This is a genomic window from Vibrio sp. V30_P3S12P165 (assembly GCF_009904905.1).
In the GTDB taxonomy this organism is placed as follows: Bacteria; Pseudomonadota; Gammaproteobacteria; order Enterobacterales; family Vibrionaceae; genus Vibrio; species Vibrio fujianensis.
In genome coordinates, this window is record NZ_WXWH01000013.1 from 1 (window position 1) to 26,022 (window position 26,022).

Annotated in this window: 27 protein-coding genes; 8 read left to right on the top strand and 19 right to left on the bottom strand. The window is 43.5% G+C overall.

The window, feature by feature from the left end:
- Positions 1-212: 212 nt before the first annotated feature.
- On the top strand, positions 213-626 hold the full coding sequence (locus tag CAG57_RS02595) for an H-NS family histone-like protein (RefSeq protein WP_099612563.1): 414 nt from the start codon (positions 213-215) through the stop codon (positions 624-626).
- Between the two features lie 79 nt (positions 627-705).
- On the opposite strand, the gene CAG57_RS02600 is transcribed toward CAG57_RS02595, so the two are convergent.
- Positions 706-2,010, bottom strand: coding sequence for an inosine/guanosine kinase (locus CAG57_RS02600; protein ID WP_161430606.1), 1,305 nt, complete (start codon positions 2,008-2,010; stop codon positions 706-708).
- A 385-nt stretch (positions 2,011-2,395) separates the two neighbouring features.
- Here CAG57_RS02600 and mnmA point away from each other — a divergent pair, with 385 nt between their 5' ends.
- From mnmA to purB, 3 genes are read left to right on the top strand one after another with little or no spacing between them, the layout of a single operon-like run.
- Positions 2,396-3,514 carry a tRNA 2-thiouridine(34) synthase MnmA gene (gene mnmA, locus CAG57_RS02605; protein ID WP_161427882.1) on the top strand — a complete coding sequence of 373 codons (1,119 nt, stop codon included), beginning with the start codon at positions 2,396-2,398 and terminating at the stop codon, positions 3,512-3,514.
- Positions 3,515-3,534: 20 nt separating this feature from the next.
- Positions 3,535-4,152, top strand: a complete 618-nt coding sequence (gene hflD, locus CAG57_RS02610; RefSeq protein WP_161427881.1) for a high frequency lysogenization protein HflD — start codon at positions 3,535-3,537, stop codon at positions 4,150-4,152.
- 57 nt (positions 4,153-4,209) lie between these two features.
- A complete protein-coding gene (gene purB / locus CAG57_RS02615) occupies positions 4,210-5,580 on the top strand; it encodes an adenylosuccinate lyase (protein ID WP_099612567.1) in 1,371 nt (456 codons plus the stop codon).
- Between the two features lie 84 nt (positions 5,581-5,664).
- Here the strand turns inward: purB and CAG57_RS02620 are convergent, their stop codons facing one another.
- The 9 genes from CAG57_RS02620 to htpX all read right to left on the bottom strand — a co-directional run bounded on the left by CAG57_RS02620 (position 5,665) and on the right by htpX (position 12,761).
- Positions 5,665-6,195 carry a DUF3833 domain-containing protein gene (locus CAG57_RS02620; RefSeq protein ID WP_161430442.1) on the bottom strand — a complete coding sequence of 177 codons (531 nt, stop codon included), beginning with the start codon at positions 6,193-6,195 and terminating at the stop codon, positions 5,665-5,667.
- Complete coding sequence (locus tag CAG57_RS02625; RefSeq protein WP_237665738.1) at positions 6,195-6,746, bottom strand: chalcone isomerase family protein; 552 nt, start codon at positions 6,744-6,746, stop codon at positions 6,195-6,197. The genes CAG57_RS02620 and CAG57_RS02625 overlap by 1 nt, the downstream gene beginning before the upstream one ends.
- Positions 6,721-7,224 carry a DUF2878 domain-containing protein gene (locus CAG57_RS02630; protein WP_161427532.1) on the bottom strand — a complete coding sequence of 168 codons (504 nt, stop codon included), beginning with the start codon at positions 7,222-7,224 and terminating at the stop codon, positions 6,721-6,723. The genes CAG57_RS02625 and CAG57_RS02630 overlap by 26 nt, the downstream gene beginning before the upstream one ends.
- Positions 7,224-8,462, bottom strand: coding sequence for an SAM-dependent methyltransferase (locus tag CAG57_RS02635; protein ID WP_161427531.1), 1,239 nt, complete (start codon positions 8,460-8,462; stop codon positions 7,224-7,226). Before CAG57_RS02635 ends, CAG57_RS02630 begins: the two co-directional genes overlap by 1 nt.
- Positions 8,462-9,238 (bottom strand): DUF1365 domain-containing protein, encoded by a 777-nt coding sequence (locus CAG57_RS02640; RefSeq protein ID WP_099612571.1) that lies wholly within the window; start codon positions 9,236-9,238, stop codon positions 8,462-8,464. Before CAG57_RS02640 ends, CAG57_RS02635 begins: the two co-directional genes overlap by 1 nt.
- A gap of 11 nt (positions 9,239-9,249) precedes the next feature.
- Positions 9,250-10,515, bottom strand: a complete 1,266-nt coding sequence (locus CAG57_RS02645) for an NAD(P)/FAD-dependent oxidoreductase (RefSeq protein WP_161427530.1) — start codon at positions 10,513-10,515, stop codon at positions 9,250-9,252.
- Between the two features lie 12 nt (positions 10,516-10,527).
- Entirely contained in the window at positions 10,528-11,253 is a 726-nt protein-coding gene (locus CAG57_RS02650; RefSeq protein WP_161427529.1) for an SDR family NAD(P)-dependent oxidoreductase, read from the bottom strand.
- Positions 11,250-11,669 carry a nuclear transport factor 2 family protein gene (locus tag CAG57_RS02655; protein WP_161427528.1) on the bottom strand — a complete coding sequence of 140 codons (420 nt, stop codon included), beginning with the start codon at positions 11,667-11,669 and terminating at the stop codon, positions 11,250-11,252. Before CAG57_RS02655 ends, CAG57_RS02650 begins: the two co-directional genes overlap by 4 nt.
- A 228-nt stretch (positions 11,670-11,897) precedes the next feature.
- A complete protein-coding gene (gene htpX / locus CAG57_RS02660) occupies positions 11,898-12,761 on the bottom strand; it encodes a protease HtpX (protein WP_099612575.1) in 864 nt (287 codons plus the stop codon).
- A gap of 310 nt (positions 12,762-13,071) precedes the next feature.
- Between htpX and CAG57_RS16025 the strand changes: the two genes are divergently transcribed.
- A complete protein-coding gene (locus tag CAG57_RS16025; RefSeq protein WP_099612576.1) occupies positions 13,072-13,239 on the top strand; it encodes a hypothetical protein in 168 nt (55 codons plus the stop codon).
- Between the two features lie 59 nt (positions 13,240-13,298).
- Here the strand turns inward: CAG57_RS16025 and bioD are convergent, their stop codons facing one another.
- From bioD to bioB, 4 genes are read right to left on the bottom strand one after another with little or no spacing between them, the layout of a single operon-like run.
- A complete protein-coding gene (gene bioD, locus CAG57_RS02665) occupies positions 13,299-13,985 on the bottom strand; it encodes a dethiobiotin synthase (RefSeq protein WP_099612577.1) in 687 nt (228 codons plus the stop codon).
- A complete protein-coding gene (bioC, locus tag CAG57_RS02670; RefSeq protein ID WP_161427397.1) occupies positions 13,982-14,785 on the bottom strand; it encodes a malonyl-ACP O-methyltransferase BioC in 804 nt (267 codons plus the stop codon). Before bioC ends, bioD begins: the two co-directional genes overlap by 4 nt.
- A complete protein-coding gene (gene bioF / locus CAG57_RS02675; RefSeq protein ID WP_161427398.1) occupies positions 14,773-15,936 on the bottom strand; it encodes an 8-amino-7-oxononanoate synthase in 1,164 nt (387 codons plus the stop codon). The genes bioC and bioF overlap by 13 nt, the downstream gene beginning before the upstream one ends.
- Positions 15,933-16,988 carry a biotin synthase BioB gene (bioB, locus tag CAG57_RS02680; RefSeq protein WP_161427399.1) on the bottom strand — a complete coding sequence of 352 codons (1,056 nt, stop codon included), beginning with the start codon at positions 16,986-16,988 and terminating at the stop codon, positions 15,933-15,935. Before bioB ends, bioF begins: the two co-directional genes overlap by 4 nt.
- Before the next feature lie 138 nt (positions 16,989-17,126).
- Between bioB and bioA the strand changes: the two genes are divergently transcribed.
- A complete protein-coding gene (bioA, locus tag CAG57_RS02685; RefSeq protein ID WP_161427400.1) occupies positions 17,127-18,410 on the top strand; it encodes an adenosylmethionine--8-amino-7-oxononanoate transaminase in 1,284 nt (427 codons plus the stop codon).
- 86 nt (positions 18,411-18,496) lie between these two features.
- Here the strand turns inward: bioA and serS are convergent, their stop codons facing one another.
- The 4 genes from serS to CAG57_RS02705 all read right to left on the bottom strand — a co-directional run bounded on the left by serS (position 18,497) and on the right by CAG57_RS02705 (position 22,577).
- Positions 18,497-19,804 (bottom strand): serine--tRNA ligase, encoded by a 1,308-nt coding sequence (serS, locus tag CAG57_RS02690; protein ID WP_099612581.1) that lies wholly within the window; start codon positions 19,802-19,804, stop codon positions 18,497-18,499.
- A gap of 103 nt (positions 19,805-19,907) precedes the next feature.
- Positions 19,908-21,257 carry an AAA family ATPase gene (locus tag CAG57_RS02695; RefSeq protein WP_161427401.1) on the bottom strand — a complete coding sequence of 450 codons (1,350 nt, stop codon included), beginning with the start codon at positions 21,255-21,257 and terminating at the stop codon, positions 19,908-19,910.
- A 21-nt stretch (positions 21,258-21,278) separates the two neighbouring features.
- Positions 21,279-21,872: an outer membrane lipoprotein chaperone LolA gene (gene lolA, locus CAG57_RS02700; RefSeq protein WP_099612583.1), complete on the bottom strand. Its 594-nt coding sequence runs from the start codon at positions 21,870-21,872 to the stop codon at positions 21,279-21,281.
- Between the two features lie 84 nt (positions 21,873-21,956).
- Positions 21,957-22,577, bottom strand: coding sequence for a YecA family protein (locus CAG57_RS02705; RefSeq protein ID WP_099612584.1), 621 nt, complete (start codon positions 22,575-22,577; stop codon positions 21,957-21,959).
- 162 nt (positions 22,578-22,739) lie between these two features.
- Between CAG57_RS02705 and dusC the strand changes: the two genes are divergently transcribed.
- A complete protein-coding gene (dusC, locus tag CAG57_RS02710; RefSeq protein ID WP_161427402.1) occupies positions 22,740-23,690 on the top strand; it encodes a tRNA dihydrouridine(16) synthase DusC in 951 nt (316 codons plus the stop codon).
- A gap of 200 nt (positions 23,691-23,890) precedes the next feature.
- Here the strand turns inward: dusC and yfbV are convergent, their stop codons facing one another.
- On the bottom strand, positions 23,891-24,343 hold the full coding sequence (yfbV, locus tag CAG57_RS02715; protein WP_099612585.1) for a terminus macrodomain insulation protein YfbV: 453 nt from the start codon (positions 24,341-24,343) through the stop codon (positions 23,891-23,893).
- A gap of 364 nt (positions 24,344-24,707) precedes the next feature.
- On the opposite strand from yfbV, the gene CAG57_RS02720 reads away from it, so the two are divergent.
- Positions 24,708-25,904, top strand: a complete 1,197-nt coding sequence (locus CAG57_RS02720; protein ID WP_099612586.1) for an acetate kinase — start codon at positions 24,708-24,710, stop codon at positions 25,902-25,904.
- Positions 25,905-26,022: the final 118 nt, after the last annotated feature.

Below are 26,022 nucleotides of genomic sequence, written 5' to 3' on the forward strand. Positions count from 1 at the left end.
TTATATGAATTAGAGATAATGTACTACCTACGATTAATTTTACAAAATTCTTATAATGGGGCGTTTTTCACAAAAAAACATTATTGCACTCACTTTTATTTGAATATATTTTTACGTAATATTGTACTATTATTGTCAAATCAATATTGCCAGAATAAATAACTACGTTTAGTATTATAATTGTAAAAAAATTAACCTCACAGGAAACAGAAATGTCGGAACTAACTAAAACGCTATTAAATATTCGTAGCTTACGCGCTTATGCTCGCGATCTTACTTTAGAACAACTTGAAGAAGCTCTTGATAAATTGACGGTTGTCGTGCAAGAACGTAAAGAAATTGAAGAACAAGAAAAAGCAGCTCAAGCCGAACAAGAAGCCAAACTCGCAGCCATTGCCGAACAAATCGCCAAAGATGGCATTGACGTTGATGCACTAATCTCGGCACTAGCTGGTGAAACAAAAACAAAAACCAAAAAAGGCAAAGCGAAACGTGCACCTCGCCCCGCTAAATATAAATACGTTGACAATGGCGTAGAAAAAACTTGGACAGGCCAAGGTCGAACACCTTCGGTTATCCAACAAGCATTAGATGAAGGAAAATCTCTCGAAGATTTTGCCCTTTAATCTCATTAAAAATATTATTAAAAATAAAAGGCTCATTACTGAGCCTTTTATTTTTCCTTATGATGGAAAAAGAGGAAGCCTACCGCTCCCAATAGGCTTCTTCTAAACTGTCTTCTCGTTCTGGTAAACCACGGGATAAACGAGGAGAGTGTTGTACCAGCACCTCATAGCTCGCACGGTTAGAGTATTTACACACCTGAGAAAAAGAAGAATAAGTTAAAAATTGATGCTGATGCTTACTGGAGTTCGGCACGTTTTCTTTATGATATTTATTGGCCGCCATATCATGTAATAGCGCGGATAGTGCGGCATCACCTGCACCATTGGTATTTTTTATTTTTTCAGGCCCCCCCATGTATGGGGCAATATGGGAATAAACTCGAATCGGATTATCACAGCTATAACGGCTGACAGGTCGACTAAACTCATATCGGTTAAATTCTGCAATAGAGCCAGGTAACAGCGGTAATGTCGTTTCTCGTTTTGCTGAATCTTCAGTATATCCCGCCATAAATAAGCCGACCGGCCCCGCAGTACACAGCACTAAGTCAACCCAATCTAACGCTTTATCAGAGGCCGCTAGTGGGTCTTGCTCTCCTGTCAACGCGCACGCTTCATCTTCATTCATAGCCACAACCGAAACATGGTCACGCAAAAAGTTTTGCCAAAATAGCGGATCTTCTTGAATCACAAATTTAGTTCCGAGTGTTAACACCACCGGCACGTTGTATTGTTTGGCATATTCTATTGCACGCATCGTTGCCTCTGGCATTGGATCGCCAGGTTTACAACGCACAAGATAAGCGGTCAGCACCAAAGCAGACGCATTTTGGAAAATCTTCTCAGGAATACTTTCTGGCCGTAATTGATTCATTTGCCCTTCACTGATAGCAAAGGTTCGTTCACCATCTTCCGTAATGAGAGCAAAACAGCGACCAATTGCTCCGTTCACACCTTGTAAATAATTCAAGTCAACTCGGCTGGATGTATTACATAAATAACGATACCCATAGCTACCAATTTTAATATCTTGGCTCATCACACCTAATAAGGTTGAACGATCATCCGCTAAGACCGAATAGTTATGAAGTGTATTTCCGATTGTTCCACCTGCGTACTCACTGCAGATCAATTGATTGTTTTTTAGCTCTTGGTATAGCGCTTCTGCCGCATCATCATCAATAACTAACGAATGCCCTTTACTTAAGCCATAACGTTCAATTAATTCTGAATCTACTTTCGCTTCAATATCGACTAAAGTTTGGTCAATACCAATAATATGAGTACGGGACATTTTTTTATTTTCTTGTGCCTGAATGACAAGAGGATCGCGAGCATGGACAGGAAAATAATGTTTTGACTTACGTTGGCCAGGGAATTTCATAACGGTGGTTCGGCATAGCAATAAAAGGATGGGCGATTCTAACTCGCGACACCGTAAAACAGCAACTGACAGAAAAAGAGCAAACGTTTTCGTAAGCGAGTTTTTTCCTCATCATACTCTACATCCATCAGTCAAAGCCGGAAAACATCGGGTAACCTCAAAATTGCGCCTTCTCAACTAAAAATAATGTATGCCATCAGTTTCTCCGGCTCTCTCAGCTCTCTTATTATTTCACATTAACTAAGAAATCAACGAGATGATTTGAGAATGAGAAGGTTACGCAGAGATAATTGACCGAAAGAAGTGTGATTGCAGTCTCGGATCTGTCCTCAAAAAAATCTTTCTGTTAGAATCTTCCCCCAAGTTCATCAAGTGGTATTGAGTTATGTCAGAAGCTCACAGTACAAATAGTCAAAAGAAAGTTATTGTTGGCATGTCAGGTGGTGTCGATTCGTCCGTTTCAGCGTATCTATTGCAACAACAGGGCTACCAAGTTGAAGGCCTGTTTATGAAAAACTGGGAAGAAGACGATAACGAAGAATATTGTACCGCAGCTGAAGATTTAGCCGATGCACAAGCCGTCTGTGATAAATTAGGCATCCACTTACATACCATTAATTTTGCAGCGGAATATTGGGATAATGTTTTTGAATACTTCCTTGCCGAATATAAAGCTGGAAGAACGCCTAACCCTGATATTTTATGTAATAAAGAGATCAAATTTAAAGCGTTTCTTGAATTTGCCGATGAAGTACTTGATGCCGATTATATAGCCATGGGTCACTACGTTCGGCGAACGTTTCCTGTCACAGGCGAAAAACCACAAATGTTACGCGGGCTTGATAGCAATAAAGATCAAAGCTACTTCTTGTATACACTTAGCCACCAACAGGTAGCCCGAAGCTTATTCCCAGTCGGTGAACTAGAAAAACCAGAAGTTCGTCGAATTGCAGAAGAGCAAGGCCTAGTGACGGCCAAGAAAAAAGATTCAACCGGTATCTGTTTTATTGGTGAACGCAAATTTACCGATTTCTTATCTCGCTATTTACCTGCACAACCCGGTAAAATTGAAACACCAGAAGGAAAAGTTGTCGGTGAACATCAAGGGTTGATGTACCATACGCTTGGCCAACGTAAAGGCTTACACATTGGTGGTCTTAAGGAAGGAACAGAACAACCTTGGTATGTTGCAGAAAAAGATCTCCAGCGAAATGTTTTGATTGCTGTGCAAGGCGCTGATCACCCTTTACTAAAATCTCGTGGTCTATTGGCATCACAACTGCACTGGGTAAATCGTCAACCAGTCACAGACACGCTACGTTGCACGGTTAAGACGCGTTATCGTCAAACAGATATTGCTTGTACCCTCATCCCTATCGATGACAATAACATCAAAGTAATGTTCGATGGGCCACAAGTTGCCGTAACCCCAGGTCAATCGGCGGTATTTTACCAAGGTGAAGTTTGCCTTGGCGGTGGTATTATTGAACAGCGTATCTCATAGTCAACCTTAGGAGTATTGACGTGGCTCACACGAATTATGATCGCACTATCGCTTTTGCTGGGCTCTGTCAAGCAGTGGCCCTGGTACAACAAGTTGCAAGAGATGGCCACTGTGATTCCAACGCGTTCGCCTCTTCACTTCAGGCCATTGTTAACACAAACCCGAGCAGTACACTGGATGTGTTTGGCGACGAGGCTAATTTAAAAGTGGGCCTCGAAAGTTTAGTCAATGGTATTGATAACACGCCTACGGGTAATGAAATGACCCGTTATATGATTAGCCTAATGGCATTAGAGCGGAAGTTAAGTAGCCGTAGAGATGCGATGGCACAACTGGGGGATCGCCTGCAAACGATCGAACGCCAAGTCGCGCACTTCGATTTACTTGATGAAACAATGATCAGTAATCTTGCTAATGTCTATCTTGATGTTATTAGTCCGATTGGCCCTCGCATTCAGGTTACCGGCACACCAGCGGTATTACAACAAACAGCCAATCAGCATAAAGTAAGAGCCTTGTTGCTTTCCGGAATTCGCTGTGCCGTACTTTGGCGTCAAGTCGGTGGTCGACGTCGCCATTTGATTTTTAGTCGTAAAAAGATGATCGAGCAAGCTCAACTGCTACTAGCAAGACTTTAAATGATCGACTTCAACTTCACCCACTTTCACATTTAACTCAAACTCCAGGAGAAAAACATGGAACTGTCAGCATTGACTGCTGTTTCACCGGTAGATGGCCGATACGGAAGTAAAACGATTGCGTTACGTAGTATCTTCAGTGAATATGGTCTCCTAAAGTACCGAACTATCGTTGAAATTCGTTGGCTACAAAAGCTGGCTGCTACTGCAGCAATTACTGAGGTCCCACAGCTCAGTGAGCAAGCAAATCAATTTCTTGATCAATTAGCTGACAACTTTAATGAACAAGATGCCCAACGTATTAAAGACATCGAACGTACTACGAACCACGATGTCAAAGCGGTTGAATATTTCTTAAAAGAAAAAGTCGCCGAAGTTCCTGAGCTGCATGCCATTAATGAATTCATTCATTTTGCCTGCACATCAGAAGATATTAATAACACGTCTCATGCCCTGATGCTGAAAGAAGCTCGTGATACGGTTATCCTGCCAGAAATTCGCAACATTATTGATGCGATTCGAAAATTAGCCGAAGAATATCGCGATATTCCCTTACTTTCACGAACTCATGGGCAGCCCGCTTCACCATCAACGATGGGGAAAGAAATGGCGAACGTGGCTTACCGTATGGAACGTCAGTATAAGCAAATCGCCAATATTGAAATTCTAGCTAAAATTAATGGTGCCGTCGGTAATTATAACGCTCATCTTTCTGCCTACCCTGAAGTCGATTGGCATAAATTCAGTGAAGAGTTTATTTGCGAATCTTTAGGGGTAGCATGGAACCCATACACAACTCAGATCGAACCTCACGATTATATTGCTGAGCTATTCGATGCGATTGCTCGTTTTAATACGATTTTGATTGATTTTGATCGTGATATTTGGGGTTATATCGCACTAGGTCACTTCAAACAAAGAACCATTGCTGGCGAAATTGGCTCCTCAACCATGCCACACAAAGTTAACCCTATTGATTTTGAAAATTCCGAAGGGAATCTCGGCTTAGCCAACGCCATTTTTACACATCTTGCGCAAAAGTTACCTATTTCTCGCTGGCAACGTGACCTCACTGACTCTACCGTTCTGCGTAACTTAGGGGTTGGTGTTGGCTATGCCATTATCGCTTATACTTCTACCTTGAAAGGGATCAGCAAATTAGAGGTGAATCGCGAGGCACTATTGGCCGAGTTAGATAAGAACTGGGAAGTGCTTGCCGAACCAGTACAAACGGTCATGCGCCGTTATGGTATTGAAAAACCATATGAAAAACTTAAAGAATTAACCCGAGGAAAACGGGTGGACGGTGAAGCCATGCGTGATTTTATTGATGGACTAGCGTTACCACAACCCGAGAAAGATCGCCTAAAACAGATGACTCCCGCCAGCTATATTGGCTATGCTATCGAACTGACTGATAAACTCTAACTCTAACTCTAACTGGATTAGATTAGTATTCAATACAAGGGCCATATATGGCCCTTTTTCATCACAACCATATGCTCTTGGTGATTATGGCTGCTTTTGAAAAAATAACGTAATTTTTCCGACTTCAATGCCGAATTTTTTAATCTTAGTCAGATTAAACATATGCTTTTCATCTTGACGATACATCCAATCATCAAATAAAACCTGAATCGCTTGTTGCTCAGTTTGTAATAAAAAAGTGTACTGCCAATGTAAAGTATTTCCGACCGCCTTTCCTTTAGCTTGGCCGATAATATCATCTGCTTCACCGAGGTATTCACCGCGATCAGTACGAGTAATTATCCAAATTCGCTGACTTTCTTCACCGTCATCAAACACAAAGTCTTCCACTAAAGTCAGAACCTCGCCTTCTACAGAGCCTTTAATTAAGACTTCAAAGCGTCGTGTTTGTTTATCTGTATAATCTTGCACCATCCCCCAGGCTTGAGTTGTGCCTGAAAAATATTCGAATAAATCAAACTTGGGTTCATTTTTTTGATAGTCCTGAATGTCTGCTGAGCAGGCAGTGAGTAAACATCCCCCCAACAACCAGAGCCATGCATAGAAGTATTTCATCAGTTTATTCCTATTAACTGCTTTCTTAATTGAGGATAATGGCTACGTGGCGATAGCCAAATAGCTAGGAAGGCCTCATTCATTACCGGATCTTGAACCAGGCCACGTATTTCAGACTCATCCTGTGAAGGAAAGAAAATAAGTTGACCCGTTTGTCCATCCGAGAGATACACCAAACGCTGCCCTTGTTCGACACTTGGAAACATGTGACTAAATTCACTCAGCCACCGCTCTATTTCTGCCGCTGAATAGCCAAGTTTTTGCCACTGCTTTTGGGTCGCCTCTAATAGTTGTTGCTGCGAGATTGATCGCAAGTAGTGAATTTCCAATGCAACTGGATGAGCTGGTAAATCATCAATATGATGATAGATACCATCTGGTGTACGGAGCTGGGAGGTATAAACATCAAACCATAACCACGAAAGGGTTGCCTGCCCAACCACTGGCCACATTGACCACATGGTTTGCGAATCTTGGATAGACGCCGCCCGAACAGGAAGTAATAAAGTTAAGCTTAAACTGAATTTAGTGATAGCGACTATCCATTTCATCGGTGAACACCTTTAGCAAAAAGAAGGTTAACAAGAACCACTGGATAAAGAGTATCCCTAATGTGATCGAAACTGGGTAAACCAGCGTAACAGCACCAAAACGATATCCTGCCCAATAGCTTAGAGCTCCCCCTAATCCGCCCAAAAACATCACCCATAGGCGAGGATAAGTACAAACAACGGTTAACAACCTTTGGCTATACCAAGCAAAGCCTCCCCATAGGGCAATGAGCCATAGCGGAATCCAAGTTGCCTCGGCAAAAATGAATAGCGCAAAGTAATGATTTGCCATATCCAGAGTTATACCGATGATCGTGATGACCAACACCGGAAATATGCGATAACGCGCATAGTAGACAGACGTCAACCAAGTCAAGAGTACCAAGCCAAGCGTGACGCCTTGCCAGTTGGTTTGCCCTAATACCGCGCACAACCAAATCACTTCAAACCATAATGATGGCCACAACAAGCTACGCATTATCCACTCTTCTGCAATGTCATATGAACAGCGCTGATCGTACGAGCGTTAAACCCACCCTCACAGTAGCAAAGATAATAGCGCCACATACGGACAAATCGTTCATCGTAGCCAAGTGCCCGTACCTGCTCCAGCGAAATTTCAAAACGTTGACGCCAGTCAGCTAACGTCTGTGCATAATCTAATCCGAGGTCAAAGAGATCACGAATCACAAGATCACTATATCGAGTGGCAGTTTCAGCCAGTACCGTAATTGAGGGTAAAAATCCACCGGGGAAAATATATTTCTGAATAAAATCAACATTATTACGATAATATTGATAACGTTGGTCGACAATAGTAATCGCTTGAATCGCCATTAGCCCTTGCGGTTTTAATCTCTCATTACACTGCTGAATATAGGACTTTAAGTAAGCATGACCGACTGCTTCAATCATCTCGATCGAAACAAGTTTGTCAAACTGCCCGGTCAACTGACGATAATCCTTTTTCAACAGAGTAATTTTATCGCTTAATCCGAGCTGTTTTACCAACGCTTCTGTATAGGCAAATTGCTGCTCTGAGATAGTCGTCGTGGTCACACGGCATCCATACTGCTGAGCCATATAGATCGCCATCGCTCCCCAACCTGTACCAATTTCTAATACATGATCTGTCGGTTGAAGTTGTAGCTGTTGACATAAACGATCCATTTTATTGATCTGAGCTTGCTCTAAGCTCTCTTCAGCAGAATGATAAAGCGCACTTGAATAGAGCATGTTTTTATCTAAAAAGGTTTGATAGAGCGTATTACCTAAATCGTAATGTGCCTCAATATTTTCCTTAGCTTGTCCAACCGTATTACGTTTTAACCAATGTCCAAGTTGGTTAACCGTACGTGTCCATACGCTACTTTTCGCTTCCAGTTGATCAAGTGCCGACAGGTTTCTCGCCATCAATTCCATCACCGCCGTCAAATCTGGACTATCCCACCACCCATCCATATATGCTTCTGCAGCGGCAATACTGCCTCCTTTGAGCAACCGAGCATAAAAATCAGGATGCTTCACTTCGATAAAGGCATGCAACTGGCCAGTATCACTAGAGCCAAATTGTTCCATGTTTTCATCATGATATGATTCTTTAATGGTCAAGCTACCAATACGTAATAAATGGAGAGACCTCAATGCCACCGCTCTGGCACCTTTGGAAAACATAGTCCGGGTTTTAGGCATTATTAAAGAAGCGGACGGTATCATTATTCTCTCTCCTTACTCTTGTCTTGTTCCGATTGTGGGTGTGCATAAAAGGGAGCACCTTTACGCCAAAGTTTAAAAGCATGCCAATAAATCCCCACCATCACTTTAACTGTCATCATCGGTGTTTTGAGCAATAACTTAATCAGTGCATTACTGGTAAAAGGTTGAGCACGCAAGGTCAATGTGGCATCAAACTCTTTATGCTGCCGATGACACTCTAAATGCACCATTAAATGATCAGTCAAGGGTTTCAGCTTCCAATGGTATTGTTGGTCGATGGGATTAAAAGGTGACACATGAAAGGCTTTATCTTGTTGCCAATGCTGATTATTGTTACCGGCATCTGCTGGGAGCGCATAATAGTGTCGCTCATTCCAGGGGGTATTGCTGACTTCAGCTAATAAATAACGCCACAGGCCTTGTTCATCATATAAGTAATAAAAATTAACGGGACTAAAATACAGCCCGAGGTAACGTAAATGGAGTACCGCGACGACTTTACCCGTTATCTTGTCACCAGTTAATTGCTCTACTTTACTTTGCACTGCACGCTTTAAATCACCCTCACCGAGATAATCTTGACGACGAAAGCGTGCCCAGTGCCACCATTTTTCACCTAACCCCCAGACTTGATTTTTCAATGCTTGCCATTCATCCAAATCAATACAGGGCATGAATAATCGGTAGTTCAGCGCATGTTGCACAGGGGTTAAGCGGCGATGCCGAATATGACCAACCATTAAGCAACTTCCGATATGAGATGGAACGTCACTCATTTCACAACTCCTTATTTAAACTTCGCCTGCAGAGCATTTAATTGTGTCACAACATCCAAGCCGCTTTTTACACCATCTTCATGAAAACCGTTGTGCCAATACGCACCACAAAACCAGGTATGATTAATACCATTCACCTCTGATTTACGTTGCTGGGCAGCAATCCCTTGTGTCGTAAACACTGGATGATGATAGATAAACCGCCTAAGCACTTTATCTGGATCAATATCTTGACCGCTATTGAGCGTGACACAAAAAGTGCTTGAAGAAGAAATATGCTGCAGAATATTCATATTGTAGGTTAAAGAGGGTAAACGGGTTTGCTGATCTTGCACGCCCTTCAACCAGTAGTTCCAAGATGCCCACGCAGCTTTCCTTTTTGGGAGTAACGAGGTATCGGTGTGTAAAATCACTTCATTCGCCTGATAAGTCATGGCCCCCAGAATGTTTTGTTCTTTTTCGGTCGGATCGGCCAACATCGCTAAAGCTTGATCGCTATGACAAGCAAAGATCACTTGATCAAACCGTTCTACTTGGTCATTGACGGTTAATTCTACCCCTGAGTCCATTCGGCGTACGGATGTGACCGGAGAATTTAGCCTGATCTGCTGCTGAAACCCTTTCGTTAAAGGCGTGATATACGACCGTGAGCCGCCTTGAATAACATACCACTGTGGACGATTAGCTACTTCAAGTAATCCATGGTTTAGAAAAAAGCGTAAGAAAAAACCCAACGGGAAAACTCGCATATCTGCCAATGAAGATGACCAAATGGCAGCTCCCATCGGTAAGATATAATTTTCACAGAAATAGTCAGAAAACTGATGGTGTTGTAAAAAGTCCCCCAACGTGAGTAACGTTTGTGCTGGCTGATGACTCGCCAACTTAGCCAACCGATTAAAGCGCAATATTTCGCCAATAAAACGATAAAACTTAGGGTTCAGCCAATTTCTTTTCTGCGCAAATAATGTCGTTAAGGTATGTCCGTTATATTCCAAGCCATTGCCATCATTACGGACACTAAAACTCATTTGTGTGGGCAGCCCTTTGACACCGATTTCGTCCATCATACGGATAAAATTTGGATAAGTGCGGTCGTTATAGACAATAAAGCCGGTATCAATTGCGTAATGCTGCCCTTCCCATTCAACATCGACCGTTGCCGTGTGACCCCCAATATAATCATTGGCCTCAAACACGGTGATATCATGATCAGTATGTAAATAGTGACCACACGTTAAGCCTGAAATTCCGCTGCCAATAATAGCAATTTTCATGATTTATCCTTTTTATACACGAACCAGCCACTTCACCCATTGCTGCTGCCAACGATAGGGTAATAAGGCGAGTAGTCGAATCATCCAAGTAAAACGGGCTGGAAAATAAATATTTTTTTTCCCCTTTGCTAACCCGGTACGAATGGCTTTTGATGCCTGTTGAACGGTAATCATCATAGGCATTGGGAAATTATTTTTGTCGGTTAAAGGCGTGGCGACAAAGCCTGGGAAAATGGTGGTGATAGCAACGCCTTTATTCTGCCAATCTAATGCCAGTGAACGAGCTAAATAACCCACGGCTGCTTTTGATGCTCCATAAGCTTCCGCTCTCGGAAGTGCTAACTCACTAGCTATCGATCCGACAATCGCCACTCGATGCCCTTTCATCAGTCTCGATTGAATCGCCTCAAGGCAAATTGCGACACCAAAAACATTGACAGCAAAAACACGAGCCAAGCGCTCTGTGTCCATTAATCCATCATCGATATATTCACAATTACCGGCATTTAAAATCCACAGCTCTGGAATAAATGGTAAGTTTGCAAACGCATTCAAGGTTTCTGTTCGATCTGTCACATCAGACACTAAAGGATAGATAGAACCATCATCTGCTGCGAGCTGCTCTAAAGCGGCTCGGTTGCGTCCACAAGCGATAACTTGCCAACCTTGTTGAGCATAATCTTGTGCCAGCTGTCGCCCGATTCCGGAACTGGCTCCGGTAATTAAGACTTTATTCATTGGCCCAATCTCCGCTTTATGCAACGAATCACACGACCAAGTAGCGGTAAGTGCTCGTACAACATCTCGCCTAGATCAAAGTAGTCACGATGATAAATCACTTTGCCATCCTCAAACTTAATACAACTGGTTCCTTGTACTGAAATCATAGTGCCGCCGGCTAACTTGGGATGTTGTAAATGCATCGTCCAAGTGAGAAAAGCATTTTGTCCCAACTGTTGCTGTTCATGGATGGTAAAATCACAACGCTGAACATTTTGATAAAGCTGAACAAAATAGCACTGCAACGCCGCTAAGCCTTCTATACGGTGAGCCGAATCTTCAAAGACGACATGTGGATGATAAAGTTCAGCAAGCTGATCAAGATTATGTTTACTTAACTGACGATAAAACTGACTGACGTCCTGTACATCCATACCATGCCCCATACTTATACAAAATTATTTCCCGTATAACCATTAATTAAGATAGTGCATTTTTCTATAGTTGTACAAATTTATTTTTGTACAACTATAGAAACCTCGACCTATCACTAAAAGCGCGGCAAGTAAAATAGAAAAATGACAAACGATCGTACGAATGAGGGGGGGTTGGTCATCTGATGTGGAAAAATTGAACCAGCATAACGCTGGTTCAATATAAAGTTAGAGTTGGCGCAAAGCGGCAATACGTTTATCTAAGGGAGGATGGCTCATCAAAAGTTCAGTTATGGTTCGTTTACCATTAATCCCAAATGCCATCATCGAGCCTTCAAGCTGAGGCTCATAGCTCATTTTTAACCGTTCTAAAGCGGCGATCATTTTGTGTCTTCCAACCAATTGTGCCGCACCAGCATCTGCATGATATTCTCGATGACGGCTGTACCACATAGTAATAAAGCTGGCTAAGAATCCAAAGACTAACTCAAGAACCATAGACACAGCAAAATAGACCATCATATTACTCCCTTCACCCTCATCGGAGTTTCGTGAAGAAATAATATTAGCAATGAAACGAGATAAGAAAATAACAAAGGTATTCACGACCCCTTGCATTAAAGTCATGGTAACCATATCGCCATTCGCAATATGACTAACTTCATGCGCTAACACCGCTTCAGCTTCATCTCTCGTCATGTTATGCAAAAGCCCAGTAGAAACGGCAACCAATGAGTCATCACGTTTCGCACCCGTAGCGAACGCATTCATATCCGGCGCATCGTAGATTGCGACCGTGGGCATGCCAATACCCGCTTGCTGTGCTTGGCGACGAACGGTTTGTAATAACCAATGTTCCATTTCATTACGAGGGCTTTCTATTACTCTTCCCCCGACCGAACGTAGTGCCATACCCTTTGACATCAGAAGTGAGATAAATGCACCGCCAAAACCAAATACCGCAGCCAGCACCAATAGGCCAGACAAGCTACCCGGTTGCATGCCTGTTACCGCATAAACAATATTCAAAACAACACTAAGAACCAGCACCACAGCTAAGTTTGTTGCTAAGAATAACAATACTCGCTTCATGACTTCTCTCCAAATCGGACTTTATTAAATAGACGCTGAATGAAGATCTTCAACGTCAGTATTTTAATACATAATGTCATCGATTGAATATTCAAGGCTAGCGGATAAATTGCAACATTTAATGTCTATAGCCAAACAACTTGGCGTTGCAGATAGGCACCGCGACGACTTCAACAAGTAGAACGGCGATCATCCAAAAGACTGATCCGATCAGTCCATCTTTATACTTTGGTCTTATTGAAGCGTCGACTTAAAGCCATTACATTGCCAGAAGTTAAGACAACGTTAAACCTCAGTAAAGGAAACGCTCATGACTGAAGTAAGTCGCTATCAAATGGCAATTGATTTATTACGCTGTCATCTAGGATTAAGTGAAGAAGAAGCAAAACAACAGTTAGGACTAAGCACAGAAGAGACCATTCCTTCTCACATCATGAATATGCCACACTCTTTAGTGGGGTTATCTCAAGAGAAATAGCAGAATAAAGAACAGGGCACATCCTCTGCCGCCCTGCTCTTTAGGGTTCTAAACGCGCGTTATTTGATGTTTAATAACGGAGAAATATCAATAAAGCGACCTAATTCGCGGCGCTTGACACTTGGCATATAGGGTATTTCACCTAATTTAGGTGCATCTAAGCGAGCTTCAAGTAGTGAAATAATATCGGCATAATGTTCAGTCCCTGGATTCACACGATTCGCCACCCAGCCAACTAAATTTAACCCGTCTGATCGAATAGACTCAGCAGTCAACAATGCGTGACTTAAACAGCCTAATTTAATCCCGACCACTAAAACGACGGGTAATTGCTCTTGTTGAACCCAACTCGAAAGACTTTCGTTATCTGAAATAGGCACACGCCAACCGCCAGCACCTTCGACGAGAACAACATCAGCATGAGCCTTTAATTTCAGCAGTTTTTCACTCAACACCGAATACTCAATGGTTTGGTGTTGATGTTTTGCTGCAATGTGTGGCGAAGTTGGTAGCTCTAATGCAAAGGGATTAATGTCCTCATACGGCATTTTTTCTGTTGCTGCTTGCAATAAATGCAGCGCATCACCGTTACGTAATCCTTGCTCTGTTTTCTCACAACCCGCCGAAACTGGCTTGTAGCCAATCGTCGATAACCCTTTTTCAGCATAGGCTTGAAGAATAGCTTTTGAAGCTACTGTTTTGCCTACATCAGTATCCGTACCCGCAATAAATAATGCATCTATCATCGATGTAAAACCCCTAAACAAACCTGATATGTTGCAGGTAGAAGACCTTGATGGTTACGAAACAATTGATATGCCTGCTCTACCTGAGCAAGTGTATGGCGTCGAGTCAATCCTTGCGCTCGACCTGGAACATGGTTAGCACCAATGCCTTTTAAGTCTCGCATCAAAGAGACTGCACTCTCATACCATACCGTGATTGCAGATAAGTCTAAGTGAATTTGTTGATAATCAGCTTGCGCTAACGCAATTTTTATCTGATTGAGCGACGTGAAGCGATTGACGTGTTGATATGAATCAACTTTTAGCCATGATTGTTGTAACTCAACTAACGATCCCTCTAATAGTGTTGAAAGACAAACCCGTCCTGTTGGCTTTAATACTCGATAGATTTCTTGTAAGGGCGTCGCTAAGTTTTCACACCATTGCAAAGCAAGACTTGAAAATACCACATCGAATACTGAAGAAGCAAAAGGCAACACTTCACCATCGGCTTGTAGGTAAGCCATTCGAGCAGTGCCACATCGTTGATAAGCTTGCTGCAACATCGCTAAAGAGAGATCGACACACACAACCGTCGCACCTCTTGATTGCAGTATTTGAGAGCAATACCCAGTTCCACACCCCAAATCAAGAATACGCCACCCATTCAGCTGTTGAGGTAGCTTATCAAGTAAACGCAGACCGACATCACGTTGGAAGGCGGCATGTTGATCATAGCGTGCTGCCGCTTTACTAAACGCTTGGGCAATGGCTACTTTATCACTTTGGACTGAAAATTCGTGATTCGTTACCTCGACCATTCATATTTCTCCAATGTATCCATCAAAGCTTGGGTCATCATTTTTACTTGTTCAATTGAATGGTTGGTGGTTAGGGTAATACGTAATCGCGCTGCGCCATGAGGAACCGTTGGTGGGCGAATCGCCGTTAGCCAAATCCCCCTTTCACGTAGGTGATGCGCAATTGTCATTGCACGTTGACTGCTCCCCAACAGAAAGGGTTTAATCGGCGTTTGACTGGCAATAAATCCAGCAACCGGAGACAATGCCTGATCATAAACCGCAGCAAGTTCTGCTAATTTATCACGTCGCCACGTTTGTTGCTGAACCATACCAATGGCATGAGTAATTGCATGGGCTTGTGCTGGTGGCATGGCAGTAGAATAGACATGGTGCCGAGCAAATTGGGTTACATAATCCCCAAGCTCGTCACGACAAAGAATAGCCGCACCGGCTACACCGAGAGCCTTACCAAACGTGACAACTAAAATATCAGGCCAAATCCCCGCCTGCTCACAACTACCTCGACCTTGCTGGCCTAAGACACCCACACCGTGTGCATCATCAACCATCAACCAAGCGTGCTGGTTAACCTGCTGATGTATCTCTGCTAATGGTGCACAATCACCATCCATACTAAAAACCCCTTCCGTCACCACTAAGCATGTCGCTGACTCGGTTAATAGCTGAGTTAGATGTTGTACATCATTGTGTTTGAAGCGTTTCATGGTGGCTAAAGACAACCTGCCCGCTTCCATCAGCGAAGCATGATTCAGCTTATCTTGCAGCAGTAAGTCACCTTTTTCTAATAAGGTAAAAAGTAACGCTTGATTCGCACTAAATCCGGAAGCAAATAAAATAGCGCGAGGATAACCGAACCAGTCACATAACGTTTTTTCAAGCCGTTCATGGGCAGCAGAAAATCCAGTGACCAGTGGCGATGCACCACTCCCGGCCCCATATAAACTCAAACCGTGTTGCCAAGCTTGAATTAAGCTTTTATCTGTCGCTAACCCTAAATAATCATTACTAGAAAAGTTAAAGTAGCCCTGGCCATTCCGCTCTAGATAAGGTTGATTGCCGCCTAGTAGAGGCTGTAACTGACGGATACCATCTTGCTGTTTTCGTGCCAGCAACGCTTGCTGAATACGAGCATTAAACCGTGCCGTCATAAAACGCTGGCATCATAAAATAGGTCATCGGGGCTAGGGCGAGCAGCGACACGCTCAATCACTTGATCAATCAGTTCATTCTCCGCCACTTGATCCGGTTTTTGTACCCGGTGTTGATGATTAATGCCTAATTTAGTAAATAGTAGCATATCGCTATCTTCGGCTGGATTGGGTGTGGTCAGTAGTTTACAACCATAGAAAATAGAGTTGGCTCCCGCCATAAAACAGAGTGCTTGCATCTGTTCGTTCATTTTCTCTCGTCCAGCCGATAAGCGAACGGCGGATTTCGGCATCATAATTCGTGCTGCCGCAATCAAACGAACAAAGTCAAAGGGTTCCACATCCTCCGCCGTTTCCAGCGGCGTACCTGGCACTTTCACCAACATATTAATCGGCACACTTTCCGGCTGAGTAGGAAGATTGGCCAACTCCACCAACAGTCCAGCGCGATCATGAGAACTTTCTCCCATACCAATAATGCCACCCGAACAGATCTTCATCCCTGCCTCTCGCACATGTGACAAGGTATCCAAACGGTCTTGATAGGTTCGCGTTGTAATAATGTGACTGTAAAATTCAGGTGACGTGTCTAAGTTATGGTTATAATAATCTAACCCCGCATTAGCTAGCTCTTTGGCTTGCTCAGGGGTTAGCATACCTAGCGTCATACAGGTTTCTAATCCCATCTCTTTCACACCGGCGATCATCGCTTTTAACAATGGCATATCACGCGCTTTCGGATTCTTCCATGCCGCTCCCATACAAAAGCGGGTCGATCCTGACTGCTTCGCTTTTTGTGCGGCCTCTAAAACGCGTGTAACTTCCATCAAACGTTCTTTATCAACATCGGTTCGATAATGAGCACTTTGCGGACAATACTTGCAATCTTCTGGGCAGGCTCCTGTTTTGATTGAAAGCAAGGTACTGACTTGTACATGGTTATGCGGATGATAATGACGATGAACTTGCTGTGCTTCAAACAACAGATCCATAAACGGTTTTTCAAGTAGTGCCTTCACTTCAGCCACTGTCCAGTTATGACGAACGTCCACAGGTAATCCTTAACAGGTAATGTTATTTCGTTAGCGTTATGCTTGGCTAGTTTACTGAGACACGCTAAACTGTCAATTAAAACAACAATCAATGGTTTACATCTGTTTATTGTTTAATCTTTTCTGGTTTGGATTTTTATGGATTTAGCGTTTGATCGCCAGCATATCTGGCATCCTTATACTTCGATATTGGCACCTCTACCCTGTTATCCTGTCAGTCGTGCCCAAGGTGTTTATCTCTATTTAGACGATGAAACACCATTGATTGATGGTATGTCTTCGTGGTGGGCTGCAATTCATGGATATAACCACCCCGAACTCACTCAAGCCGCTCACCAGCAATTGGATAAAATGGCCCATGTGATGTTTGGTGGAATTACTCATCAACCTGCGATTGAGGTCTGCCAACGTTTATTAGCATTAACGCCGAAAAACTTACAACACATTTTCCTTGCTGATTCCGGTTCTGTGGCGGTTGAAGTGAGCTTGAAAATGGCGTTGCAATATTGGCAAGCGAAAGGAGAGCCCCGGGCAAAATTTCTCACCTTACGTCATGGTTATCATGGCGACACCTTCGCCGCGATGTCAGTCACCGATCCTGACAATTCCATGCATCGCCTCTACAAAGGATTTCTTCCCGAACATATTTTTGCCGACTCACCACAAATCGGTTTTTGGCAACACTGGCAAGAACATGATATCGACAACTTCCGAACTCAACTCGCCGAGCATCACCTGCAGATTGCTGCGGTGATCTTAGAACCCATTGTACAAGGGGCAGGAGGGATGCGAATGTATCATCCCGAATTTCTACGCCAAGTTCGATCGCTGTGCGATGAATATGGCATCTTGTTGATCCTCGATGAAATTGCAACGGGTTTCGGACGCACTGGTAAACTATTTGCTTGTCAACATGCCGGTATTGAGCCAGATATTATGTGTGTAGGAAAAGCGTTAACTGGCGGTTATATGACTTTGGCGGCGACTCTCACCAGCAAACAGGTTGCCGAGACAGTTTGTCGTGGTGAAGCTCAGTGTTTTATGCATGGTCCAACCTTTATGGGTAATCCGTTAGCATGCGCAGTGGCTGCAGCAAGCCTAGCACTTATCGAGCAAGGCGACTGGCAAACACAAGTGGCACGAATAGAAACTCAATTTGCGGCCCGATTACCCAATTTCCAAGCTTATCCTATCGTCAAAGAGACTCGCTGGCTCGGCGCTATTGGTGTGATAGAAACCCACCACCCTGTCAACATGGAAGTCATTCAAGCCCTCTTTGTAAGCTTAGGCGTATGGATCCGACCCTTTGGTCATTTAATTTATTTAATGCCGCCTTATATCTGTACTGCTGAACAAATAGATACATTATTGCACGCGGTAGAGATTGCTTTACAAGACCAGCATAACTTTCAAATCACTTGACGTTTCTGATCATGAACCTATTGCAAAAAATGATAAAAAAACCGACGCCAATAGACGTCGGTTTTTTACAGTTCCATCCGGATTCATTAACCGATATGAGTCAGACCATTCATATATTTCTGTAGAACCGCTGGAATTTCAATCCGGCCATCCGCTTGTTGATAGTTTTCTAAAATCGCCACCATGGTACGGCCTACCGCCAAACCAGAACCGTTCAATGTATGCACCAATTCTGGTTTCTTTTCCCCTTTACGGCGGAAACGAGCTTGCATACGACGAGCTTGGAAATCCCACATATTGGAACATGATGAAATTTCACGATAGGTTTTTTGCGCCGGAACCCACACTTCTAAGTCATAGGTTTTACGCGCACCAAAGCCCATATCACCCGTACACAGCACCACTTTACGGTAAGGTAGGTCAAGCAACTGTAATACTTTTTCAGCATGACCCGTTAACTCTTCTAATGCCGCCATTGACGCTTCTGGTTTGGTGATCTGCACCAATTCCACCTTGTCAAACTGGTGCATACGGATCAAACCACGCGTATCACGGCCATAAGAGCCAGCTTCAGAGCGGAAACAAGGAGTATGGGCAGTCATCTTGAGCGGAAGTTCCGCTTCATCAAGAATTACATCACGCACCAAGTTCGTCACCGGCACTTCTGCGGTTGGAATCAATGACAAACGGCGAGGCTCTTCGTCACTCACTTTTTCTGTCAATGGCTCAGTATGAAACAGATCTTGGCCAAACTTTGGCAATTGCCCTGTTCCAAACAAGGTATCCGCGTTAACGAGATAAGGAACATACAACTCGGTATAGCCATGTTGCTCGGTATGCAAGTCGAGCATAAATTGAGCAATGGCACGATGTAGGCGGGCAAATTGACCTTTCATCACCACAAATCGGGCACCGGTAATTTTTGTCGCACTCGCGAAATCTAAGCCATCACCCATTTCGCCTAAATCAACATGATCTTTGACTGCAAAGTCATACTCTTTTGGCGTCCCCCAACGTGACACTTCCACGTTATCGTTTTCATCTTTTCCTTCAGGAACCGATTCATCAGGAAGGTTAGGGATACTTTGAGTTATCGCATCTAACCGTGCTTGAACTTTATCTAATTCGACCTTTTTAGCATCCAAATCATCACCCAGCGTCCCGATCTGTTTTTTGATCGCTTCTGCGCCCTCTTTATCGCCTTTCGACATCAGTTGGCCAATTTGCTTGGAGATGGAATTACGCGTGGATTGTAAATTTTCAACTTCTACTTGAATCGACTTGCGTTGTTCTTCAAGTGTGCGGATAGTTTCTACGTCAAGCTTAAAGCCACGACGTGCTAATTTTGCAGCTGTCTCATCCAGCTCAGTGCGAAGTAATTTAGAATCCAGCATTGCTAATCCTATGCTTTTAATGTTATGAAGAAACGTATGTGCTTGCTTTTTAAGCAAAGCCAGACGTATTGAAATTTACTTTGTCAAAGATAACGAAAAGCCACTACTTTTCATAGCGCTTTTGTGGGCTTTTTGCGTCTAACGCCGCCAGATACTCGAGTTTTTCAGAAATTTTAGTTTCTAAGCCTCGATTAGTCGGCTGATAATAGCGCTTACCCACCATTTCTGGCGGAAGGTAACGCTCTCCTGCCGCATAAGCTCCAAGTTCATCGTGAGCATAACGATATTCCGCTCCATAACCTAACTCTTGCATCAAACGTGTCGGAGCATTGCGTAGATGAACGGGTACCTCATACTCAGGGAGGTTGTGCACATCACTCAGCGCGTGTTTCCACGCCGTATACACGGCATTACTTTTCGGCGCACAAGCAAGATAAACCGCAGCTTGAGCGATAGCTCGCTCCCCTTCAGCTGGCCCAACTCGGGTAAAACAATCCCACGCAGAAAGCGCGACTTGCATCGCGCGTGGATCGGCATTCCCTACATCTTCAGAGGCTATCGCTAATAATCGACGAGCAATATATAACGGGTCGCACCCTGCAGAAATCATTCGCGCCATCCAATATAGCGCAGCATCTGGGTTAGACCCGCGTATTGATTTATGAAAAGCGGAGATTAAGTCATACCAAAGATCACCTTGGTTATCAAAACGAGCCACCTTTTCGCCCGCCACTTCGGCCAAGAGATTTAAGGTAATTTGCTTACAGCCTTGTGCATCAGTTTCTGCCATATCATACAAGAGTTCCAAGTAATTCAATGACATGCGAGCATCACCATTGACAAGTTCTGCTAGCCGCTCTAGCACTTGATCATGGAAACATGCTGGCGTTTTTCCTAAACCGCGCTCGACATCATGAACCGCTTGATTAAGTGCCTGAAGAATTTCTTGCTCGCTAAGCGACGTCAATTTATAGACTCGGGCACGTGATAACAGAGCGTTATTAAGTTCAAATGACGGATTCTCTGTGGTCGCACCAATAAAGGTGATGGTTCCATCTTCAATATGGGGTAAAAAGGCATCTTGCTGGGATTTGTTAAAGCGATGGACTTCGTCGACAAATAAAATCGTTCGTCTTCCGGCACGCTGGTTTTCTCGCGCTTTATCAATCGCCGCTCGAATCTCTTTCACCCCTGAAGTCACGGCAGAAACTCGCTCCACTTCCGCATTGGCATAATTGGCTGCTACTTCAGCTAGTGTTGTTTTCCCCGTTCCCGGTGGCCCCCATAAGATCATGGAATGGATATGGCCGGCTTGTAATGCGCGCCGGAGCGGCTTATCTGGCCCTAAAATATGCTGCTGGCCGATATATTGCTCGACTGTTTGAGGCCTCATACGTGCGGCAAGGGGACGAAAATCTTCGTCACCTGAAAAATCTAAACTGTAGTTACTCACGATTACTCATTATTCATGACATTAACGTTGGTCATCAACCTCAACCCCATCAGGGATGGTAAATTGAAACTGACTACTTGCTGGTGTTTGTAGCTTTACATTATAAAAGGTAAATCGGCTTTGTTGCCCATCTTGCTCAATCACATTGAACCCTTGCACAATACCTTGATCATTAATCTTTATTTGAAAATGACCTTGGTTAGATTCAAAAGAAATCGGAATGAGCGTAAACACATCCCCGACTTGTTCAACCTGATAAGCATCCCAATCACGAGCCTGATTGCGAGTCAGAAGAACAAACGGTGTTTGCTCTGTCGCTTGTTTTTGGTCATAAATGGTCACTTGTTCAATAAACGGACTGTAATACCAGAGTGATTGTCCATCAGAAACCAGTAGATTTTCGTCTGGCTCAGTGGTTTGCCAACGAAAAAATCCTGGCCGGGCAATATCAACAACCCCTTTGCCATCCATCACGGTATCCCCTTCGGGACTCACTACCTGTTGAGAAAATTGAGCACTAAACCCATCGGTTAACGCTAATCGTTCACTTAAGGTTTCTTTTGGCGTAGCGAACACAGAAAAACTACAAAAAATCAGGGCAACCCATTTTTTCATTCTCATTTGACTCCTAACAACCTTATTGACAAAGGTTATGGCTGTTTTTTATGGTTTATATGTCAATCTCAAGTTAATAAAGTTCTATTGCCCACAACACTGTTTAAACTTTTTACCACTGGCACAAGGGCAAGGATCATTACGCCCTACCGACTTATAAGGATTAACCTGTTGTGATTTGTCCCCCACCAACTGTTCATCTGCTGCAAGAGCGACTTCATGCACCATGAGATCGAGTTGTTCAATCATATGAGCTAGCGTCGGCAAGGCATCATAGCCTGCTGCTTGCATCTGTAAATGTGTTTGCTCTTCATCAATCGCCAACATCAAGGTGGTTAGTAGCGCCTGAAGCATACGATATGATCCATCAGATACTGGTGTCGATAACCATTGTGTTTCAATGCGTGGCCATAGCGTCATAAATCCTTCTGCAAAATCCGCTAACCCTTCTTCCCTACTTGGTGCGTGGGTTTTCAGTAATGACAACAGCGCATACTCATTACGTTTCAATTTTTGGTATTGGGCATGGATCTGCTGCGTCACGACAGGCTCAAGTTCATGAACATGATCAGGGAATAGCTCGCTAAGCCATGAGTTAGGATCAAGAGGTTGAATGGTTAAATTAGCAGCAAACACCATTCCTTCAATAAAAAGCGGAGACTCATCCACCGCTAATGATGACAAATTGACTAAGGGATAGATCATACTATGTTCTGTTTTTCGATAATAATGCCAACAGTATAAACGTAAAGACGATGAAGTTGCAGCCTAGGATCATTAGCGTTGAAGATCTGCCAATAAAAGAGGGTGACTCGGCTTGCTTCTCACTCTACAATCTCGCCTCGTTTCATCATTACAGTTCTTATTATGCGTGTTATTCTTGGCCCAATGGAGGGCGTTCTTGATCATTTGATGCGGCAGATGCTCACCGAAATCAATGATTATGATTTTTGTGTGACCGAATTCGTTCGGGTTATTAACCAGATTTTACCTGATCATCTATTCTATCGCCTCTGCCCAGAATTAAAACATGCCTCATGTACCCCATCAGGCACCCCCGTTAAAGTTCAATTGCTAGGACAAGAGCCTCTTTGGATGGCAGAGAATGCGCTGCGGGCTGCAGAGCTTGGAGCCAGTGGAATCGATCTGAACTTCGGATGCCCAGCAAAAACCGTCAATAAAAGTAAAGGGGGAGCGGCATTATTAGAGCACCCAGAATTGATTTATCAAGTGGTAAAAGCCTGTCGCGAAGCCGTTCCTAGCCACCTTGCTGTCAGTGCCAAAATTCGTTTAGGCTGGGAAGACCCGAATGACTGTTTTGAAATTGTTGATGCGATTACTCAAGCTGGCGCTGATGAATTAACCATTCATGCACGCACCAAAGCGGGTGGTTACAAAGCCAGTGAAATTCAATGGGATTATATCGGACAAATCCGCCAGAAAACCACTATTCCGCTGATAGCCAATGGTGAAATTTGGAATCATGCTGATGCACAAGCCTGTATCGAAACCACTGGCGTTGATTCTTTAATGGTTTGTCGTGGCGCGCTAAACATTCCAAACCTGGGCAATATGATTAAGTATAATCATCCACCGATGGCTTGGCATCAAGTGCTTGATCTCTTGCTCAAGTACTCCGATTATGAAGTTCGTGGAGATAAACGAAAATATTACCCTAATCGAGTCAAACAGTGGTTTGCCTACCTACGCCACGCTTATCCAGAAGCTGCGGATCTCTTTCGCGAAATTCGAACTTTTACCGATGTGGCCACTATTGTTACTCACTTTCATCACTACCGAGAAACATTAGCACGTTAACTTATATTGGTTGCCGTGCTAGCCATACTCGCCAATCGCGACGTTAGCGTAAGAAAAGTAGAATTTGAGATAATAAAAATAACTCGGCGATGGGAATGAGCTAGCGATTGAAAAATAGTCCACGGCCTTCTTGAGCATCGGAGAATGATAGAAGAAGGCGCAACATGATCAGGGGCGTAATATACAACAATTGGCATTCATCAGAACCAGCGTTCTAACACAGTTTTGTCGAGCTGACGAAACGCGCGATTCAAAACTAAAGCTAACTCTTTATAACGTGGCTTTGACTTCACCGGTTCAAGTGCAAACCCAGTTTCAATGATTTTTTGATGTAACTCCCGATACCATCCTGCTAACGAAGGAGGTAATTGAGTATTCGCTCGACTACCTAACCACCAAATCCCCTGCAATGGCAGGCTGATAGCAAACAATGCCATCACCACCGTTTGTGGCATGGCTTGCATATTCTGAAAGCTCATTTGGGTTAACACACTAATCGCGGCGATAGCTGGCATCACTTTAATACCAAATCGAGTCGCCTTAATAATACGAGTTTCAGGAAACAGTAGGTTCAGCTCTTTGCGTATCGGCCAAGTATCCATGTACTTTTGGCCATCTCGTAAACTATGAATAATGCCAGCTTTGTTACTCATACTCATTGCCCTCACTGTTTTACGACACTAACTACCGCCGACCCTTACTAAAAAATAGTTGAACAATTCAACGAAAGACGTAAAAAATTGACTAAAACTAGTATCGCTTCAAATTTTTTTTGTTATATTGAGTCATTATCGCTATCCTTTGCGAACTCTCAATCTCATTGTTGCCCTTATTTACAATTTAGGCAACTGTGAGAGGAAAAAAGCACGGAAAGCAACATGGATGAGGCCCTTTTGTCTCTCCTTTTTAATAGGGATATTCGCTGTTTTATTGACCAAGATTAGTTCTCACTTTCATCGAGTTCGGCTATTCTTGTGATTGAATTTTATCCTAACCGATCATTACAGGTAGTTATACATGTCTAAGCTAGTTTTAGTTTTAAACTGCGGTAGTTCTTCTTTAAAGTTCGCGGTTGTTGATGCAGAAAACGGTACAGAGCATCTCTCCGGTCTTGCAGAATGTCTACACCTTCCTGAAGCACGCATTAAGTGGAAACTTGATGGTAAACATGAAGCACAACTTGGAAATGGTGCAGCCCACGAAGAAGCACTTGCATTTATGGTAGATACCATTCTTGCTTCTAAACCAGAACTAGCTGAAAACCTTGCAGCTATTGGTCACCGTGTTGTGCATGGTGGTGAACAATTTACTCAATCAGCGCTAATTGACGATGCAGTAATCAAAGGCATTGAAGACGCTGCAACCTTCGCACCGCTGCATAACCCAGCGCATATTGTTGGTATTAAAGCCGCCAAAAAAGCATTCCCGAATCTGAAAAATGTTGCTGTATTCGATACTGCATTCCACCAAACAATGCCAGAACAAGCCTATTTGTATGCGCTGCCGTACCATCTATACAAAGAGCATGGTATTCGTCGCTACGGTATGCACGGAACATCTCATCTCTTTATTGCTCGTGAAGCAGCTGAACGCTTGGGCAAACCGGTTAATGAATTAAATATCATCAACTGTCACTTAGGCAATGGCGCTTCTGTCTGTGCAATTAAGAATGGCCAATCCGTTGATACCTCAATGGGCTTAACCCCACTAGAAGGTTTGGTCATGGGTACTCGTTGTGGTGAGATTGACCCAGCCATTATTTTCCACCTACATGATGCACTCGGTTATTCTGTCGAGCAAATTAACACCATGTTGACCAAAGAGTCTGGGCTGCTTGGTTTAACTCAAGTCACTTCTGACTGCCGATTTGTGGAAGATAACTACGGCCAAAAAGAAGAAGCGACTCGTGCGATGGATGTTTTCTGCCACCGCCTAGCAAAATATGTCGCTGGTTATACGGCAAGCCTTGATGGCCGTTTAGACGCTATCGTATTTACCGGTGGTATCGGTGAAAACTCAGCACCTATTCGTGAAATGGTATTAAACCGTCTTGCTATTTTTGGCATTGAAGTAGACAGTGAAGCAAACCTTAAAGCTCGTTTTGGCGGAGAAGGTGTGATCACGACGGCTAACAGCCGCATTCCTGCGATGGTGATTTCGACCAATGAAGAGTTGGTAATCGCAGAAGATACAGCTCGCCTCGCTGGTCTCTAATTTATTGTCTGGCTAACTTCGCGGTTAGCCAGATTTCTTTGGGGCTTAAGACCTATTCTTAATGGAATACGGCCTTAGGCTTTGTTCTTTTCAATCTAATTCTCTTTAGATTGCAATC